This is a genomic window from Spirillospora sp. NPDC052242 (genome assembly GCF_040679555.1).
Classification (GTDB): Bacteria; Actinomycetota; Actinomycetes; order Streptosporangiales; family Streptosporangiaceae; genus Spirillospora.
The window spans coordinates 32,283-48,702 of record NZ_JBFAUZ010000014.1 but is presented as its reverse complement, the minus strand read 5'-3'; the positions used below and the strand labels follow the sequence as shown (position 1 = coordinate 48,702).

The 16,420-nt window shown below is 71.2% G+C and carries 11 protein-coding genes and 1 riboswitch; of the genes, 10 read left to right on the top strand and 1 reads right to left on the bottom strand.

Annotation, left to right across the window (positions count from 1 at the left end; translation table 11 throughout):
• Positions 1–109: 109 nt before the first annotated feature.
• Complete coding sequence (locus tag AB0L25_RS13920) at positions 110–1,945, bottom strand: acyl-CoA dehydrogenase (RefSeq protein WP_500171830.1); 1,836 nt, start codon at positions 1,943–1,945, stop codon at positions 110–112.
• Positions 1,946–2,460: 515 nt separating this feature from the next.
• Here AB0L25_RS13920 and AB0L25_RS13915 point away from each other — a divergent pair.
• The 10 genes from AB0L25_RS13915 to AB0L25_RS13870 all read left to right on the top strand — a co-directional run bounded on the left by AB0L25_RS13915 (position 2,461) and on the right by AB0L25_RS13870 (position 15,988).
• Positions 2,461–3,729, top strand: coding sequence for a glycosyltransferase family 2 protein (locus AB0L25_RS13915; protein ID WP_500171828.1), 1,269 nt, complete (start codon positions 2,461–2,463; stop codon positions 3,727–3,729).
• Between the two features lies 1 nt (position 3,730).
• Positions 3,731–6,202 (top strand): right-handed parallel beta-helix repeat-containing protein, encoded by a 2,472-nt coding sequence (locus AB0L25_RS13910; protein ID WP_500171826.1) that lies wholly within the window; start codon positions 3,731–3,733, stop codon positions 6,200–6,202.
• 7 nt (positions 6,203–6,209) lie between these two features.
• Positions 6,210–8,228 (top strand): right-handed parallel beta-helix repeat-containing protein, encoded by a 2,019-nt coding sequence (locus AB0L25_RS13905; RefSeq protein ID WP_500171825.1) that lies wholly within the window; start codon positions 6,210–6,212, stop codon positions 8,226–8,228.
• An 80-nt stretch (positions 8,229–8,308) separates the two neighbouring features.
• Positions 8,309–9,469, top strand: a complete 1,161-nt coding sequence (locus AB0L25_RS13900; RefSeq protein WP_500171824.1) for a right-handed parallel beta-helix repeat-containing protein — start codon at positions 8,309–8,311, stop codon at positions 9,467–9,469.
• A 40-nt stretch (positions 9,470–9,509) separates the two neighbouring features.
• Positions 9,510–10,643: a right-handed parallel beta-helix repeat-containing protein gene (locus tag AB0L25_RS13895; RefSeq protein ID WP_500171822.1), complete on the top strand. Its 1,134-nt coding sequence runs from the start codon at positions 9,510–9,512 to the stop codon at positions 10,641–10,643.
• Positions 10,644–10,722: 79 nt separating this feature from the next.
• The gene (locus AB0L25_RS13890; RefSeq protein WP_500171821.1) at positions 10,723–12,051 is read left to right on the top strand and encodes a UDP-glucose dehydrogenase family protein; all 1,329 of its coding nucleotides are present in this window, start codon (positions 10,723–10,725) and stop codon (positions 12,049–12,051) included.
• Between the two features lie 91 nt (positions 12,052–12,142).
• A riboswitch (guanidine-III (ykkC-III) riboswitch) is annotated at positions 12,143–12,201 on the top strand.
• Between the two features lie 30 nt (positions 12,202–12,231).
• Entirely contained in the window at positions 12,232–12,555 is a 324-nt protein-coding gene (locus tag AB0L25_RS13885; protein WP_500171819.1) for a DMT family transporter, read from the top strand.
• A 330-nt stretch (positions 12,556–12,885) separates the two neighbouring features.
• Positions 12,886–13,671 (top strand): sporulation protein, encoded by a 786-nt coding sequence (locus AB0L25_RS13880; RefSeq protein ID WP_500171818.1) that lies wholly within the window; start codon positions 12,886–12,888, stop codon positions 13,669–13,671.
• 91 nt (positions 13,672–13,762) lie between these two features.
• A complete protein-coding gene (locus AB0L25_RS13875; protein ID WP_500171816.1) occupies positions 13,763–15,220 on the top strand; it encodes a Clp protease/crotonase-like domain-containing protein in 1,458 nt (485 codons plus the stop codon).
• Positions 15,221–15,241: 21 nt separating this feature from the next.
• Positions 15,242–15,988 carry an SDR family oxidoreductase gene (locus tag AB0L25_RS13870; RefSeq protein WP_500171815.1) on the top strand — a complete coding sequence of 249 codons (747 nt, stop codon included), beginning with the start codon at positions 15,242–15,244 and terminating at the stop codon, positions 15,986–15,988.
• Positions 15,989–16,420: the final 432 nt, after the last annotated feature.

Genomic DNA, 16,420 nt, shown 5'->3' with positions numbered 1-16,420 from the left:
GCAGCGGCCCCCGCCGCGATGCGACGGGGGCCGCGTGCCGGCCGCGGGAGGCGGGCCCGGTCGAGGTGCGAGGTCGAGGGGGCCTCCCCGGCATGCCCGGGACGGTGCGTCAGAAGGCCTCTTCGGGCAGCTCCATGGCGTCCAGGGTGGTGGCCTCGGTGACGGCGCGGTCGGCGGCCAGGCGCGGCAGGACGGTCTGGCAGAAGAACTGCGCGGCGGCGACCTTGCCGGTGTAGAACGCCTTGTCGGAGTCGGAGACGTCGCCGCCGCCGAGGGCGGCCAGCGCGATCTCGGCCTGGCGGCAGAGCAGCCAGCCGACGATCAGGTCGCCGAGGGCGAGCAGGAGGCGGCTGGAGTTCAGCCCGACCTTGTACAGCTCCTTCGGGTTCTCCATGGAGGAGAGGGCCCACCCGATCATCGGGTCGAGGATCCCCTGGACGTCGTCCAGCCCGCGGGCGAGGGCGGCGCGCTCGTTCTTGAGGCGGCCGTTGCCCGCCTCGCTCTCGGTGAACGCCTTGATCTCGCCGGCGAGCACCTTCAGGGCCTCCCCGTTGTCCCGGAGGATCTTCCGGAAGAACAGGTCCTGGCCCTGGATGGCGGTGGTGCCCTCGTACAGGGTGTCGATCTTGGAGTCGCGGATGTACTGCTCGATCGGGTACTCCTGCAGGAAGCCGGAGCCGCCGAGGGTCTGCAGCGACTCGGCGCCGAGCAGGGCGTACGCCCGCTCGGACCCGAAGCCCTTGACGATCGGGAGCAGCAGGTCGTTGAGCTTCTCGGCCTGCTCGTCCTTGCGGCCCTCGTGCTCGGCGATCTGCACGGCGTCCTGGTAGGAGGCGGTGAGCAGGACGAGCGCCCGCATGCCCTCGGCGTACGCCTTCTGCGTGAGGAGGCTGCGCCGGACGTCCGGGTGGTGCGTGATCGTGACGCGCGGGGCCGTCTTGTCGGTCATCTGCGTCATGTCGGCGCCCTGGACGCGCTCCTTGGCGTACTCGAGCGCGTTGAGGTAGCCGGTGGAGAGGGTGGCGATCGCCTTGGTGCCGACCATCATGCGGGCGTACTCGATGACGAGGAACATCTGCTTGATGCCCTCGTGCACGTCGCCGACGAGGTAGCCGACGGCCGGGTGCTTCTCGCCGAAGGTGAGCTCGCAGGTGGTGGAGACCTTGAGGCCCATCTTCTTCTCGACGTTGGTGACGTAGGCGCCGTTGCGCTCGCCGAGCTCACCGGTCTCGAGGTCGACCATGTACTTGGGCACGAGGAACATCGACAGGCCCTTGGTGCCGGGGCCGGCGCCCTCGGGGCGGGCCAGCACCAGGTGGAACACGTTCTCGGACATGTCGTGCTCGGCCGAGGTGATGAACCGCTTCACGCCCTCGATGTGCCAGGTGCCGTCCGCCTGCCGGACGGCCTTGGTGCGGCCCGCGCCGACGTCGGAGCCCGCGTCCGGCTCGGTCAGCACCATCGTGGCGCCCCACTGCCGCTCAAGGGCCAGCTCGGCGAACCGCTTCTGCTCGGGGGTGCCGATCTGCCACAGGATCTGGGCGAAGCCGGGGCCGGAGGAGAACATGTAGACGGCCGGGTTGGCACCGAGGACCTGCTCGGCCACCGCCCAGGTGAGCGAACGGGGGGCGCCGCTGCCGCCGAACTCCGGCACGAGGTCGAGGCGGTACCACTCGGCGTCCATCCACGCCTGGTAGCTCTTCTTGAAGCTCTCCGGCATGCTTACGGTGCCGGCGGCCGGGTCGAAGACCGGCGGGTTGCGGTCGGCGTCCTCGAACGAGTCGGCGAGCGGCCCCTCGGCGAGGCGGTTCACCTCGTCGAGGATGCTGCGCACGGTGTCCTCGTCCAGCTCCGCGTACGGGCCGCTTCCGAGGAGGTCCTGGCGCCTGAACACCTCGAAGAGGTTGAACTCCAGGTCACGGAGGTTGCTCTTGTAGTGCCCCATTCGAGACTCCGTTCGGCTCGGCGGGCTGCCGACGGCCCCGCACTGCGTACTGGTCAGTAACTCAACGACATGCTACCCGCTGGTAACCAGTGAGAACCACCAGGAATCCGGCGTTCACCGGGACGCGGGCCACATGTGCCTTACCATCGGGCCTACAAAGTGACGCAACTCACACGAACAGTGCAACTCCGTTACCAATCGGTAGACACAAACGAACATTTCGTAACAAAAGGGACTATTCGCCCTCAACAGCCTGGTCAACTCATGGTTGGGCGTTTCAGAATCATGTCCCCCGGCTTGCGCACCCATTGCCGGGGCATCGCTTTCGGAACGATCCTCGCCGAACCCTTGACAGGAACGGGTCTTACTGCTAGCTCTCCGGCGCCGCGGAGCGCCATGACCGGATCTGGCAAACGTGAACCAATCGGGGGCCTCGTCCCTCTTACTTGAGGTGGCACGGGGTCACAAGGGTCTGCGGGTTCTCCCCCGGAGCCCGAGCAGAGGAAGGACTGGAATTGTCGTCTGTCACGGGGTGGCTCAATGATGCCTGGAGTTCGATAACGGGGGCGTTCTCCAGCGGCGACTGGAGAGACTTCATCCCGCTGGGGTTCGCGGGCCTTCTGGTCTGGGGGCTCTGGCTCTACCGGGTGATCCTCTCCCGCATGGACAAGCCGGTCGTGAACAACTTCCGGACGACCGTGTCCGTGGTGGTCCCCTCGTACCGCGAGGACCCCGAGATCATGATGCGCTGCCTGGACAGCTGGCTCGCCCAGAACCCCAGCGAGATCATCATCGTGATCGACGTCGCCGACACCGAGGGGCACCGGCGGCTGGCGCAGGTCACCGACCCGCGCGTCCACGTCCTCGTCTACGAGCACTCGGGCAAGCGGTCGGCGCTCGGCGTCGGCATCCGCGCGGCCCGCGGCGAGATCATCGTCTTCGCCGACTCCGACACCTGGTGGCAGCCCGGCCTGCTGGACGCCGTCCAGATGCCCTTCGAGGACCCCCAGGTCGGCGGCGTCGGCACCCAGCAAAACGTCTTCCAGCGCGAGACGAGCGTGTGGCGCCGGATCGCCGACTGGCTCGTCAACCTGCGCTACTACGACTACGTCCCGGCGATGGGCTCCAAGGGCGGCGTCGCCTGCCTGTCCGGCCGGACGGCCGCCTACCGCCGCTCGGTCATCCTCCCCGTGGTGGAGAACCTGGAGAACGAGTTCTTCCTCGGCCGCCGCTGCATCGCCGGCGACGACGGCCGGCTGACCTGGCTGACGCTGTCGCAGGGCTACAAGACGGTGCACCAGTCGTCCGCGCGCGCGATCTCCATGTTCCCCGACTCGTTCCGCGCCTTCTTCAAGCAGCGCATCCGGTGGAGCCGCAACTCCTACCGCTGCTACCTCACCGCCCTGTGGAAGGGCTGGCTGTGGAAGACCCCGTTCGTCACCAAGGTCACCGTCCTGCAGATCCTGCTGACCCCCGTGACGATGGGCGTCACCCTCGCCTACCTCATCTTCAGCCGCATCCTCGACAACCTCACCCCGCTCGGCATCTCGCTGGCCATCGGCTGGGTGCTGTTCGGCCGCGGCGTGCGCGGCTGGTCGCACCTCAAGCGGCACCCGAAGGAGATCCTGCTGCTGCCGCTGACCGCTCTCGTGATCATCATGATCTCGCTGCCGATCAAGCTGTACGCGTTCATCACCATGAACAAGCAGGGCTGGCTGACCCGCTCCGCCGACCAGGTCGGCGGCGCCGGGCAGAGCGCCAGCTCGCTGCAGGGAGTGGGCTGAGTTGACGCTTCCCACCCCCCTGACGCGGACGCGCGCGACGCGCCCGCCCGGCCCGCTCCGGCGCGGCCCGCGGACGGCGGCGGCCGCCGGGCTCGCGCTGGGCATCGGCCTCGTCCCGGTGGTCGCGGCGCTGCCCGCGGCCCCGGCGCACGCGGCGCCGACGCCCCAGCCCACCCAGGCCGGCCAGCCCACCGGCCAGCCGACGGGTCAGCCCACCGGGCAGCCGACCGGACAGCCCTCCGGCCGGCCCCAGAACGGCCAGCAGCAGGGTGCGCAGCAAGGTGCCCAGCAGGGTGCGCAACAGCAGCGCGCCCAGCCGGGAGCCCAGCAGACCCCGCAGGCCGGGCAGCCGGCCGGTGAGGCGACCCCGCAGGCCACGCTCGTCGACCAGGAGGACCAGCGGATCCTGCAGATCAGGTCCGTCCTGACCGCGATCCTGCAGATCGGCGGCGCGGCCACCGCGCAGTGGAAGCAGCCGCAGATCTTCGGCTCCAGCCACGGCAAGACGCTCGTGCTGCCGCCGATCGGCCAGGACTACACGGTCGCCGACCTCGCCAAGTACGGCGGCAAGTACTTCAAGCGGCTGCCGGACGGCTCGTTCCTGCTCGGCATCCCGGTGTTCGTCGCCGACGGCGCGAAGCTGACGCTGAAGAACCCCGACGGGCCGCTCGTCCTGCGGATGGGCAGCATGCCGGGCGCGTACGCGTCGATCGTCAGCTTCGGCGGCGAGCTCGACATCGAGGGCACCAAGCAGAACCCGGTGCAGATCACCAGCTGGGACCCGCGGACCAATACGCCCGACACCGAGCTGACCGACGGGCGCGCCTACCTGCGGGCGGTCGGCGGCGAGTTCCACATCAAGCACGCCAAGTTCTCCCACCTCGGCTTCTGGAGCGGCCGGACCGGCGGCATCGCGATGACCGGCACCGACCGGCCGCAGAACGAGCAGAAGCGCAAGACCAAGGAAGAGCGGCACAAGGCCAAGCAGGAGCGGCTCGAGGCCAACAAGAACCGCGGCGGTGGCGGCGGCCCCGGCGACATCGAGATCGTCGAGCCGGGCGGCACCGCGACGCACGTGCCCGCGGCCGACCTCGTCACCGGGTCGATCGACAACGCGACGATCACCGGGAACGCGTACGGGCTGTTCGTCTCCGGGTCGAACCAGACGCAGATCACCAACAACCGGATCGAGAACAGCCTGGTGGACGGGCTGGTCATGCACCGGTTCGCGAAGAACGCCAACATCTCGAACACGACGGTGATCGGCAGCCGCGGCGACGGCTTCGCGCTCGCCCGCGCCACCGAGAAGATCCAGGTGACGAACTGCACGGCCGAGCGCAACGGCCACAACGGCTTCACCGTCAACGGGCAGCCGCTGGCCGAGGGGCCGTCCGCGTCGGGCGAGTCGCTGAAGGCGTTCGGCGGCAGCTCCATCAGCAACAGCGTCTCCCGGAACAACGGCCACTACGGCGTCGAGCTGCTCGGCGGCGACAAGCTGTCGGTGCAGAACAGCAAGATCATCGGCGGTGACATGGGCATCGTCGTCCGGCAGGGCGCCGGCGACGTGCAGATCTCCGGCAACCAGCTCAGCGAGCAGGTCCGGCAGGGCATCTCGGTCCGCGACGGCGTCGACGACGCGAGCCTCGCCGGGAACACGATCGTCGGCGCCCGCACCGGCATCTACCTGCGCGACTCGTCCGGGAAGCTGACCGGGAACGTGATCCGCGGCGCGGCCGCGCACGGCATCACGTTCGTCGGGGACGCCGAGGGCTCCGAGGTCCGCAACAACACCCTGCAGGGCCGGGGGACGAGCGCGGTCAGCACGTCCCGGTCCAGCGGCGACATCGCCGAGGACGACAACAACACCGACGGCTGGACCGACACGGCGTCGCTGTGGATGAAGGCGCGGCGCTACCTGACCCCGATGAACATGATCTGGGCGGGCGTGTTCTTCATGGTGCTGTTCTCGATGATGCGGGCGCGCAACGGCGGCCTGCGCATCGGCCGCACCGGCGTGCACCCGTACGAGCTGCAGCAGCCGATGGAGAAGCGGCAGGTGTGGAGCCTGCCGCGCCGCCCCGCCGGTCCCGCGCCGGCCGGTGCGGCGGCCCCGGCGGGCGCCCCCGCGGGCGTCCCGGTCGGCGCCGCCCCCGCGGGCGTCCCGGTCGGGCAGCCCGTCGCGGGACGGCACGCCGCCCCGGCGGGCGGGCCGGTGCCCGTCCCGCAGCCGATCCCGACCGCCGCCGGGCGCCGCGGCGGCCCCGGCACCGCGCCGCCGCGGCACGCGGCGCCGAACGGCCCGCAGCCGTCCGGTCCGCGCCCGCAGCCCGCCCCGTCCGCCGGACGGCCGCGCGGCCCGCAGCACGCGGCGCCGAACGGCGCGACGACGACCGGGCCGCTGCCGGTGCAGCCGCCGCAGACGCCCCCGCACCCGACGCCGCGCAGCGGCGTCCCGCAGCCGGAACGGAGGTGAGCCCCCGATGAACGCCCCCGCGAACACGCCCCGCCCGGCCGGCCCCACGGATCCGGCGGGCCCCGCGCGCCCGTCCGGGCCCGCGCACGGCGCCGCGCCCCCGAAGAAGAAGGGGAGCGGCGGCAAGATCCTGACGACGCTGCTGGTGCTCGGCCTGGCCGGCGGCGGCACGTACGCGTACCGCACGTACACCGACCGGCCGCCCGAGATCCCCGGCGTGAACGAGGTGTCGACGACGGCCGCGCAGCAGCAGTCGACGCTCGTCGACCAGGAGGACCTGCGGATCATGCAGACCCGCGCCCTCCAAGAGTCCGACATCGCCGGCGGCGGCGCGGCGGCCGCGAAGGCGCGGCAGCCGCGGCTGATGAGCTCGGCGAACGGCCGGACGCTGATGCTGCCGCAGCGCCGCGAGCCCTACTACGTGTCGGAGCTGCAGAAGCTCGCCGGTGAGGACTTCCAGCAGCTCGGCGACGGGTCGTACCTGCTCAACGTCAACATCATGGTGGCGGCCGGCGGGAAGCTGGTGCTGCAGAGCGGCGACGGCCCGCTGACGATCCGGATGCGCAGCGTGCCCGGCTCGTTCACCTCGATCGTCAGTGCGGGCGGCAGCGTCCGGATCAACGGGTCCGCGCAGAACCCGGTGAACATCACGAGCTGGAACGAGTCGACGAACAAGCCGGACACGGCCGTGAACGACGGCCGCGCCTACATCCGGGCGATCGGCGGCTCGTTCAGCATGACGTACACGAACGTGAAGCACCTCGGGTTCTGGAGCGGCCGCACCGGAGGCGTGGCGCTCACGGGCTCCGACCGTCCGGACTCGTCCGCCGAGCGGGCCACCGCGCCGGCCGCGCCGCACAGGGTGCGGATGCCGGACGGCTCCACGGAGACGACCCGCGGCAACCAGGAGCAGATCGAGGTGCAGGCCGCGGCCGGCGCGGGCGCCTCGACGTCGTTCTACGTGCCGCAGGCGAGCCTGGTCAGCGGGACGGTCGACAACTCGACGTTCGACGGCAACGCGTACGGGATCTTCGTGACCGCGTCGAACCAGACGCGGCTCACCAACAACGAGATCACCAACAGCCTCGTGAACGGGGTGCTGCTGCACCGGTTCGCGAAGAACGCGACGATCGAGAACACCACGGTGTCGCGGAGCCGCGGCGACGGGTTCGTCCTGTCGCGCGGCACCGAGGGCGTGCGGATCACGAACTGCACCTCCCGGGACAACGGCGGCAACGGCTTCACGCTGAACGGGCAGCCGCTCGCGGACGGCCCGTCCGCGTCCGGCGAGGCGACGACGGCGTTCGGCCAGAACCTCATCAGCGGGAGCGCCGCCGAGAACAACGAGCGGTACGGGTTCGAGATCCTCGGCGGCGACAACGTCGCCGTGCAGAACAGCCGGGTGACCGGCGGCGACATGGGCATCGTGGCCCGCGAGATGGCGACCCAGGTGCAGATCTCGGGGAACCAGGTCCGGGGGCCCGAGCGGCAGGGCATCGTGCTGCGGGACGGCGTCGAGGGCGGCAGCGTCGCGGGGAACGTCATCCACGGCACGCAGACCGCCCTGTACGTGCGCGACTCGTCGGTGACGCTGCAGGGCAACACCGTCCAGTCGGCGTCCCGGCACGGCGTGACGCTGAACGGCGACGTCTCCGCGACGGTCATCGCCGGGAACACCATCAGCGGGTCCGGGTCGAGCGCGCTCGACTACGACCGCGCCGAGGGCCAGTACAAGAACACCGGCAACAACATCAAGGGCTGGAACAAGACCGCCGGTTTCTGGACCTGGGTCAAGCGCGTGTTCAAGCCCATGAACATCATCTGGGCGGGCGTCTTCCTGCTGGTGGCCGTCTCCATGTTCCGTTCGCGGGGCGCGGGGATGCGGATCGGCCGGCGCGGCGCCCACCCGTACGAGGACCAGACCAAACTCGAGGAGCGCCCCGTGCGCCTGCTCCGCCGTACCGCTCCCGCGGCGCCGCCGCACCAGCAGCGACGGCAGCCCGCGGGGACACGCGTCGACCACTAGGCCCGGCCCATCGGGCCGGTCGGCGCACGGCACGGCACGGCAACGACGCACCAGAGCGGATCCAAGGAGTGGACCGTCATATGACAGTCAAGATCGACATCAAGTTCCTCGCGGGCCTGCTGATCGGCGCCGTCGTCGTCGGATCGCTGGTGATCCTGTTCACCGGCGGCGACGACGACCCCGAACCCGGCAACGCGTCGCAGAACTCGTCGCTGGCGCCGGTCGCGCCCGGCGCGGGCGCGACCGAGCCGGGCGAGGAAGAGGACGAGGGCGACGAGGGCAACGACGAGGGGAACGGCGGCGCGGCCGGACCGGCGCTGACGCTGCCCGTCCCCGAGGGCGAGGGCAAGGTCGACTGCCCGGCGCCCACCACGACGGTGAACGACGCCGCGACCCTGGAGACGGCCCTGCGGAGCGCCAAGGCCGGCGACGTCATCAAGATGAACCCCGGCACCTACAAGGGCAAGTTCGTCGCGAAGACGGACGGCACCCAGCAGCAGCCGATCTACCTGTGCGGCGACGCCAAGACGGTCCTGGACGGCGGCGGCGTCGACGAGGGCTACGGCCTGCACCTGGACGGCGCGAACTACTGGCGGCTGATCGGGTTCACCGTCAGCAACAGCCAGAAGGGCGTGATGGGCGACGGCACCAACGGGTCGATCATCCAGGGGCTGACCGTCCACCAGATCGGCGACGAGGCCATCCACCTGCGGAAGTTCTCCACCGGCAACACCGTCCAGTACAACAAGATCTACAACACTGGTATGCGCCGCGAGAAGTTCGGCGAGGGCGTGTACCTGGGCACCGCCGAGTCCAACTTCGAGAAGATCACCGGCGGGCAGCCCGACAAGAGCGACAACAACGTCGTGCGCGGCAACGTCATCCGGGCCACCGCCGAGGCGATCGACATCAAGGAGGGCACGTCCGGCGGCAAGATCCTGAACAACGTGTTCGACGGGACGAAGACCGGCGGCAGCAAGCACAACGACTCGTGGATCGACGTCAAGGGCAACAACTACCTGATCCAGGGCAACAAGGGCACTGGTACGCCGATGGACGGCTTCCAAACCCACGAGATCATCGACGGCTGGGGCAAGAACAACACGTTCACCGGCAACGTCATCGACCTGGGCGGCGGCAGCGGCGTCGGGATCGCCGACACCAAGGGCGGCAACATCGTCAAGTGCGACAACAAGATGGTGAACGGCGGCAAGCTCACCAAGGACGGGAAGTGCTCCTGACGCGCGGCCGGCGCGCGGCCGGGGGTGAAGTTGGTGCATCGTGAAGATCGATCTGAAGTTCACCGGGATCCTGGTGGCCGGGGCGGTCGCCACCAGCGCGCTCGTCGTGCTCGCCACCGGATCCGGCGACGATCCGAAGGACGTCCCGGCCGGCGGTGACATCGTGGCGCCGCCGTCGGACGACCTGACCAGCGTCCGGCCCGGCGGGCCGACCGGCGCGGGCGCCGGGGCGGGCGCGGGCGACCCGGGAGGCGGGCAGCGGTTCCCGCTGCCCACCTCGGACGAGCGGATCTCCTGCCCGGAGCCGACCGTCACCGTGTCGGACGGCGTCAAGCTGCAGGAGGCGCTCAACGTCGCCGAGCCGGGGACCGTCATCCAGTTGGCGCCCGGGACGTTCACGGGGCAGTTCCTCAGCCAGAAGTCCGGCACGAAGGACCGGCCCATCTTCGTGTGCGGGACGCCGAAGTCGATCCTGGACGGCGGCGGCACCGGCGAGGGGTACGGCTTCCACCTGCAGGACGCGGCGCACTGGCGGCTGATCGGCTTCACGCTGCAGAACAGCCAGAAGGGCGTCATGTTCGACGGGACGGGCGCGTCGGTCGTCCAGGAACTGACGATCCGCGACATCGGGGACGAGGCCGTCCATCTGCGACGCTTCAGCACGGGCAACTCCGTGCAGTACAACTCCATATCGCGCACGGGCCGCGAGAACCCCCGCTTCGGCGAGGGCGTCTACCTCGGCTCGTCCCACAACAACTGGGGCACGCTGACCGGCGGGCAGCCGGACCGCAGCGACAACAACCTCGTCGCCGGCAACAAGATCAGGGCCACCGCCGAGGCGGTGGACGTCAAGGAGGGCACGTCCGGCGGGCGCATCGCGGGGAACGCGTTCGACGGCACGGAGCTGTCCGGCGGATTCAACGACTCGTGGGTCGACGTCAAGGGCAACGGCTACGTCGTCGAGGACAACCGCGGCGCGAAGACCAACGCCGACGGCTTCCAGACGCACGAGGAGTACAAGGGCTGGGGCACGCGGAACGTCTTCCGCCGCAACGTCATCGCCCTCGGGGACGCCAAGGGCGTGGGGATCCGGCTCGACTCGGCCGGCAACGCGGTCGCCTGCGACAACAGGGTCTCGGGCGGCGAACTGCTCAACACGGGGCAGTGCTCCTGACACACGGGGCAGTGCCAGCGAACACGGGGAAGCGCTCTTAGGGGCTCTACCGTCACCATCATCGAGAAGGAGAAGTGCCATGAACCAGGCGGAGGCCCCGAGGCTCACCGTCATCGGGACCGGTTACCTCGGTGCGACGCACGCCATCTGCATGGCGGTGCTGGGCTTCGAGGTACTCGGCGTGGACGTCGACGAGCGCAAGATCGGCAAACTCGCGGCCGGTGAGGTCCCCTTCTTCGAGCCCGGCCTGCCGGAGCTGCTCACGAAGGCGCTCGAGTCGGGCCGGTTGCGCTTCACCACCTCCTTCGAGGAGGCTGGCGAGTTCGGCGACGTGCACTTCGTCTGCGTGGGGACCCCGCAGCAGCCCGGTTCGGACGCGGCCGACCTCACCTACGTCGACGCGGCCGTGCGGAGCCTCGCGCCGCACCTGAACCGCCGCGCGCTCGTCGTCGGCAAGTCGACCGTCCCGGTGGGGACCGCGAAGCGGCTCACCGACGTCGTGCACGAGCTCGCGCCCGCCGGGACCGAGGTCGAGCTGGCGTGGAACCCCGAGTTCCTCCGCGAGGGCTTCGCCGTGGACGACACGATGCACCCCGACCGGCTCGTGTTCGGCGTCGCGTCCGACTGGGCCTACGAGCGGCTGCAGGCGGCGTTCCGTCCGGTCCTCGACCTCGGCACCCCGGTCGTGCGCACCGACCTCGCCACGGCCGAGCTGGTGAAGGTCGCGGCGAACTCGTTCCTCGCCACCAAGATCTCCTACATCAACGCGATGGCGGAGGTCTGCGAGGCCGTCGGCGCCGACATCAAGGACCTCGCCGACTCGCTCGCCCTCGACGACCGCATCGGCGGCAAGTTCCTCAAGCCGGGCCTCGGCTTCGGCGGCGGCTGCCTGCCGAAGGACATCCGCGCGTTCGCGCACCGCGCCGAGGAGATCGGCGTCGGGCAGGCGGTGTCGTTCCTGCGCGAGGTCGACGACATCAACCGGCGGCGCCGCGCCCGCACCGTCGACCTCGTCCGGGAGATGCTCGGCGGGATCTCCGGCAAGCGCATCGCGGCGTGGGGCGCGGCGTTCAAGCCGAACTCCGACGACATCCGGGACGCCCCCGCGCTGGACGTCGCCCGCACCATGCACGGGCTCGGCGGGCACGTGCGCGTGTTCGACCCGGCCGCGCTCGACAACGCGCGCCGCGCGTTCCCCGAGCTGCGCTACGGCGAGAGCGCGTTCGACGTCGCCCAGGACGCCGACGTGGTCGTGCTGCTCACCGAGTGGTCGGACTTCCGCGAGATCGAGCCCGACGCCCTCGCCGAGGTCGTCCGGCACAAGCGGATCGTCGACGGCCGGCACGCCCTCGACGCGGACCGCTGGCGCGCCGCGGGCTGGGAGTACCGGGCGCTGGGCCGGAGCTGAGCCGGTGTCCCGCCGGTGACGCTCCCCACCGGCGGGAACACCGGGGCGGGACGGGCCGTTGGACGGGGACGAGGGCCCGGGGCGGGACGCACGTCCGGCCCGCCCTCCCGGACGAGGTGCGCCGTACCCGGCAGGACAAGACGACGCGGACCGCAGTCGTCTCGTCCACGGGAGCAGAACATGGCCTGGATCCTCGTCATCGTCGCCGGCCTCTTCGAAGTCGCCATGGCCCTGTGCCTGAAGGCCAGCAAGGGCTTCACCGAACCGTGGCCGTCCGTCGGCTTCCTCGCCTTCGCCGTGACCAGTTTCGGCCTCCTCAACATGGCGCTCCGCACGCTCGACGTCGGGACGGCGTACGCCGTCTGGGTCGGGATCGGTGCCGTCGGCACCGCGGCGCTCGGCATGCTGCTGATGGGCGACCAGGTGTCCGCGCTGAAGATCGGGGCGCTGACCTGCATCATCATCGGCGTCATCGGCCTCAACCTGGCGGGCGGGGGCCACTGAGCGGCACCGCGCGAGGCGCCCGGGGCGCCGTCCGGAGACCGTCCGGACGGCGCCCCGGCGCACGTTCACCCGATGTTCGGCGGCCGTTCGCACGGGCCGGACGATCCCCGGACGAGCGCCGCACGACGCAACGAACCGTCGCGCGGCATGCGTCCGGACGACCATTTCGTGCGCCGCTCGGGCCCGGATCCGGCCTATCGAGTCCTTTTCCGGCCGTTCCGCTTCTCCTGCGGCCGATTCTCCTGACAGGGTGGAACGCGAACCCCGACATGTGCGTCTATGTGTCGAGAGCGCCAGGGGGCGTTCGGCACCACCACGGGAGGAAGAACCTTGGTCTTCAAGAAGCTCCGCCAGGCGATGGGCATCGGCGGCCCGCAGATCGAGACGACCCTGCAGAACCCGAACACTCAGCCGGGCGGCGTCGTCCGTGGCGAGGTCACGCTGATCGGAGGTCAGCACGACTCCAACATCAAGTCGCTGAACCTGGCGCTGCGCAGCCGGGTCGAGGTCGAGTCGGGCGACTCCGAGCACGTCACGAACCTCGAGTACGCGAAGGTGTCGCTCGCCGGGGGCTTCGAGCTGGACGACGGCTCGCGCCACACCATCCCCTTCGAGTTCGCCATCCCGTGGGAGGCGCCCCTGACGCACATGTACGGGCGCCCGCTGCTCGGCACCACCGTCGGCCTCGCCACCGAGCTGGAGGTCGCCGGCGCGGTCGACCCGGGCGACCTCGACCCGATCGTGGTGCAGCCGCTGCCCGCGCAGGAGCGCATCCTGGAGGCGTTCGGCAACCTCGGCTTCCGCTTCCGCAACGCCGACTGCGAGCGGGGCCGCATCTACGGCGTCAACCAGACGCTGCCGTTCTACCAGGAGATCGAGTTCGCCCCGCCGCCGCAGTACGCGAGCGGCATCAAGCAGCTCGAGGTCACGTTCGTCTCGTACCCGACCTCCATGGACGTCGTCCTGGAGCTCGACAAGCGCGGCGGCGTGTTCACCGAGGGCCACGACTCGTTCAGCCGCTTCAAGGTCGACTACGCGACCGTCGGCAACACCGACTGGGAGTCCCAGCTGAACGGCTTCCTGCAGGACGCGGGCCGCCGGAAGGGCTTCTTCTAACCCGCCGTCGACCCGCCGTCGACCTCGTCGTGCCGCCGATCCCCTCCGCGATCTTGATCACGGAGGGGATCGCCGCGTAGAAAGGGTTCCCGTGACCCCGCCCCCCGGCCTGACCCACGCGGAGGAACGCCTGTGGGCCGCGTTCCCCACCGGCACGACCGTCGTCCTCGGCGACGACGTGCCCGAGGGCCCGCTGCCCGACCGGACCGTCCGCGCGGACGTCCTCACCCGGCTGCTGCTCGGCGCCTGCGAGGCCCGGCCCGGCGCCGTCGCGGCCCTGCGGCTGCGCGGCGCCTACGTCATCGGACGCCTGGACGTGTCGGGCGGCACGGTCGAGCACGAGCTGCGCCTCGAACGCTGCAGGCTCGTGGAGGAGCCCGACTTCTCCAACGCCGACACCCGCCAGCTGCGGTTCGCCGAATGCCGGATGCCCGGCTTCGACGGCGGCGGGCTGCGCGCGGACGGCTACCTGAGCCTGTCCGGCTCGACGATCGAGGGGCAGGTGCGGCTGCCGCGCGCCCAGCTGTCCGGCGGGTTCCGGATGAACGGGACGCGCATCACCGCCGACGCCCCGGAGAAGTGGGCCGTGTTCAGCGGCGGGCTCGTCGTGGACGTCGGCGCGTTCATCCGCGACGCCGAGATCACCGGCGGCGTCCGGTTCGTCGGGGCCCGCATGAACGGCGGGCTGTTCATGCAGGGGACCGTCCTGTCCAACCCGGGGCGCATCGCCCTGGACGCGCAGAACATGGTCGTCGAGGACGCCGCCGAGTTCAGCGCCGGGTTCCGGGCCGTCGGGACCGTCCGGCTCCGCAACGCCCGCTTCAACGGCATCCTCTCCTTCTCGAAGGGGACCCTCGACTCCGGCGACCCCGGGCGCATGTCGCTGCACGCGTCCCACATGCACGCCGACGAGCTGCTGCTCCTGCCGTCCGAGCGGATCAAGGGGAAGGTCAACCTGTCGTACTCGCGGGTCGGCGTCCTCTACGACCTGCCGGAGCTGTGGCCGGAGGAGCTGCTGCTCAACGGCCTCGTCTACGAGACGCTGCGCGGCGCCGGGTTCAAGGAGCGCCTCGACTGGGTGTCCCGCGACCCGGACTTCCACCTCCAGCCGTACGAGCAGCTCGCCGCCTGGTACCACGGGGTCGGCTCCGACGACCTCGCCCGCAAGGTGCAGCTCGCCAAGCTGCGCGCGCGCCGCCGCAGGCTGCACTTCATCGGCCGCGCCTGGAACCACCTGCTGGACTGGACGGTCGGCTACGGGTACCGCCCGTGGCTCGCGTTCGCGTGGTTCGCGTTCCTCCTCGCCGTCGGCACCACGGTGTTCTCGATCGAGAAGCCGCACGCCATCCGGCCCCCGGACGAGCTGCCCGACTTCCACGCGCTCGTCTACTCCCTCGACCTCCTCATCCCCCTCGACACGTTCGGGCAGCAGCTCGCCTACGACGCGGTCGGCTGGTCCCGGTGGGTCGCCTACCTGCTCGTCGCGACCGGCTGGGTGCTCGCCACCGCGCTGATCGCCGGGGTCACGCGCGTCCTGCGCCCCAACTGACGCCCGGCACAATGGGGTGCCATGGGCACGTATCTGATCACGGGGGCGACCGGCGGCATCGGCACGGCGGTCGCGGAACTGCTCCGGGGCCGCGGGCACGACCTCATCCTGACCGGCCGCTCCACCGACCGCCTCGAGGCGCTCACCGCCGCGCTGCGGACCGGCGCCCATGCCAACACCCAGAGCTTCTCGCCGCACGAGGTGACGGCGCAGGGCCCCGGCGCGTCGATCACCACGGTCGCGCTCGACCTCGCCGAGCCGCGCCGGCTGGAGGCGTCCCTCGCGCCCGCGCACGTCCCGGGGCGGCTGGACGGCCTGATCCACGCGGCCGGGACCGTGCGGCTGTCGTCCGTCGCCGACCTCGACGTCGACACCTGGCAGGAGCACCTGTCGACGAACCTGGTGTCGGCGGCCGAGCTGACGCGGCTGCTGCTGCCGTCCCTGCGCGCCGCGCAGGGGCACGTCGTGTTCGTCAACTCGACCGCCGGGCTGCGCGCGAACCCGAACTGGGCCGCGTACGCGGCGAGCAAGTACGGGATGCGCGCGCTGGCCGACTCGCTGCGCGCCGAGGAGCCGTCCCTGCGCGTCACGACGCTGTTCCCCGGGCGCACCGCGACCACCATGCAGCAGCGTGTGCGCGCGCAGGAGGGCCGTCCCTACGACGCGGACGAGTTCGCCTCCCCGGCGACCGTCGCCCGCGTCCTCGTCGCCGCCCTCGAGACGCCCCGCGACGCGGTGGTGTCCGAGGTCACGGTGCGTCCGCGGTAGGGCGGCCTCGCGGTTGCTCGCGCCCCCGGCGACGAGGGCCGGCACCTCGATCTCCCGCTCGCTCAGCGCGCCCGCCGGGGGCCGGGCCGGCGCCCGGACGCGGTCGATGAGCCGGGCCGCCGCCGTCGGGGCCAGCACGCTGCGCCCGCGCGCGGCCGCCCGCAGCCCCCGGAACAGCTCCTCGCGCGGCGAGTCCTTCAGCAGGTAGCCGACCGCTCCCGCGTCGATCTCCGGGACGACGTCGGCCGCCCCGTCGTACCCGTCGTAGGTGGTGAGCACCAGCACCCGCGCCCAGGGCGCCGACTCGGTGAGCCGCCCGATCGGCTCGGCGCCGTCGGCGGCCTCCCCCACCACCTCGATGCCGGGCTGCTCGCCGAGCACGGCGAGCAGCCCGGCGCGGCCGCCGCGGACCCGCCGTGACGGCCCTGCGGC

Coding starts and splice junctions, on each gene's coding strand:
- AB0L25_RS13870 (WP_500171815.1), top strand. CDS start 15,242: ATGGGCACGTATCTGATCACGGGGGCGACCGGCGGCATCGGCACGGCG.
- AB0L25_RS13885 (WP_500171819.1), top strand. CDS start 12,232: ATGGCCTGGATCCTCGTCATCGTCGCCGGCCTCTTCGAAGTCGCCATG.
- AB0L25_RS13920 (WP_500171830.1), bottom strand. CDS start 1,945: ATGGGGCACTACAAGAGCAACCTCCGTGACCTGGAGTTCAACCTCTTC.
- AB0L25_RS13900 (WP_500171824.1), top strand. CDS start 8,309: ATGACAGTCAAGATCGACATCAAGTTCCTCGCGGGCCTGCTGATCGGC.
- AB0L25_RS13890 (WP_500171821.1), top strand. CDS start 10,723: ATGAACCAGGCGGAGGCCCCGAGGCTCACCGTCATCGGGACCGGTTAC.
- AB0L25_RS13905 (WP_500171825.1), top strand. CDS start 6,210: ATGAACGCCCCCGCGAACACGCCCCGCCCGGCCGGCCCCACGGATCCG.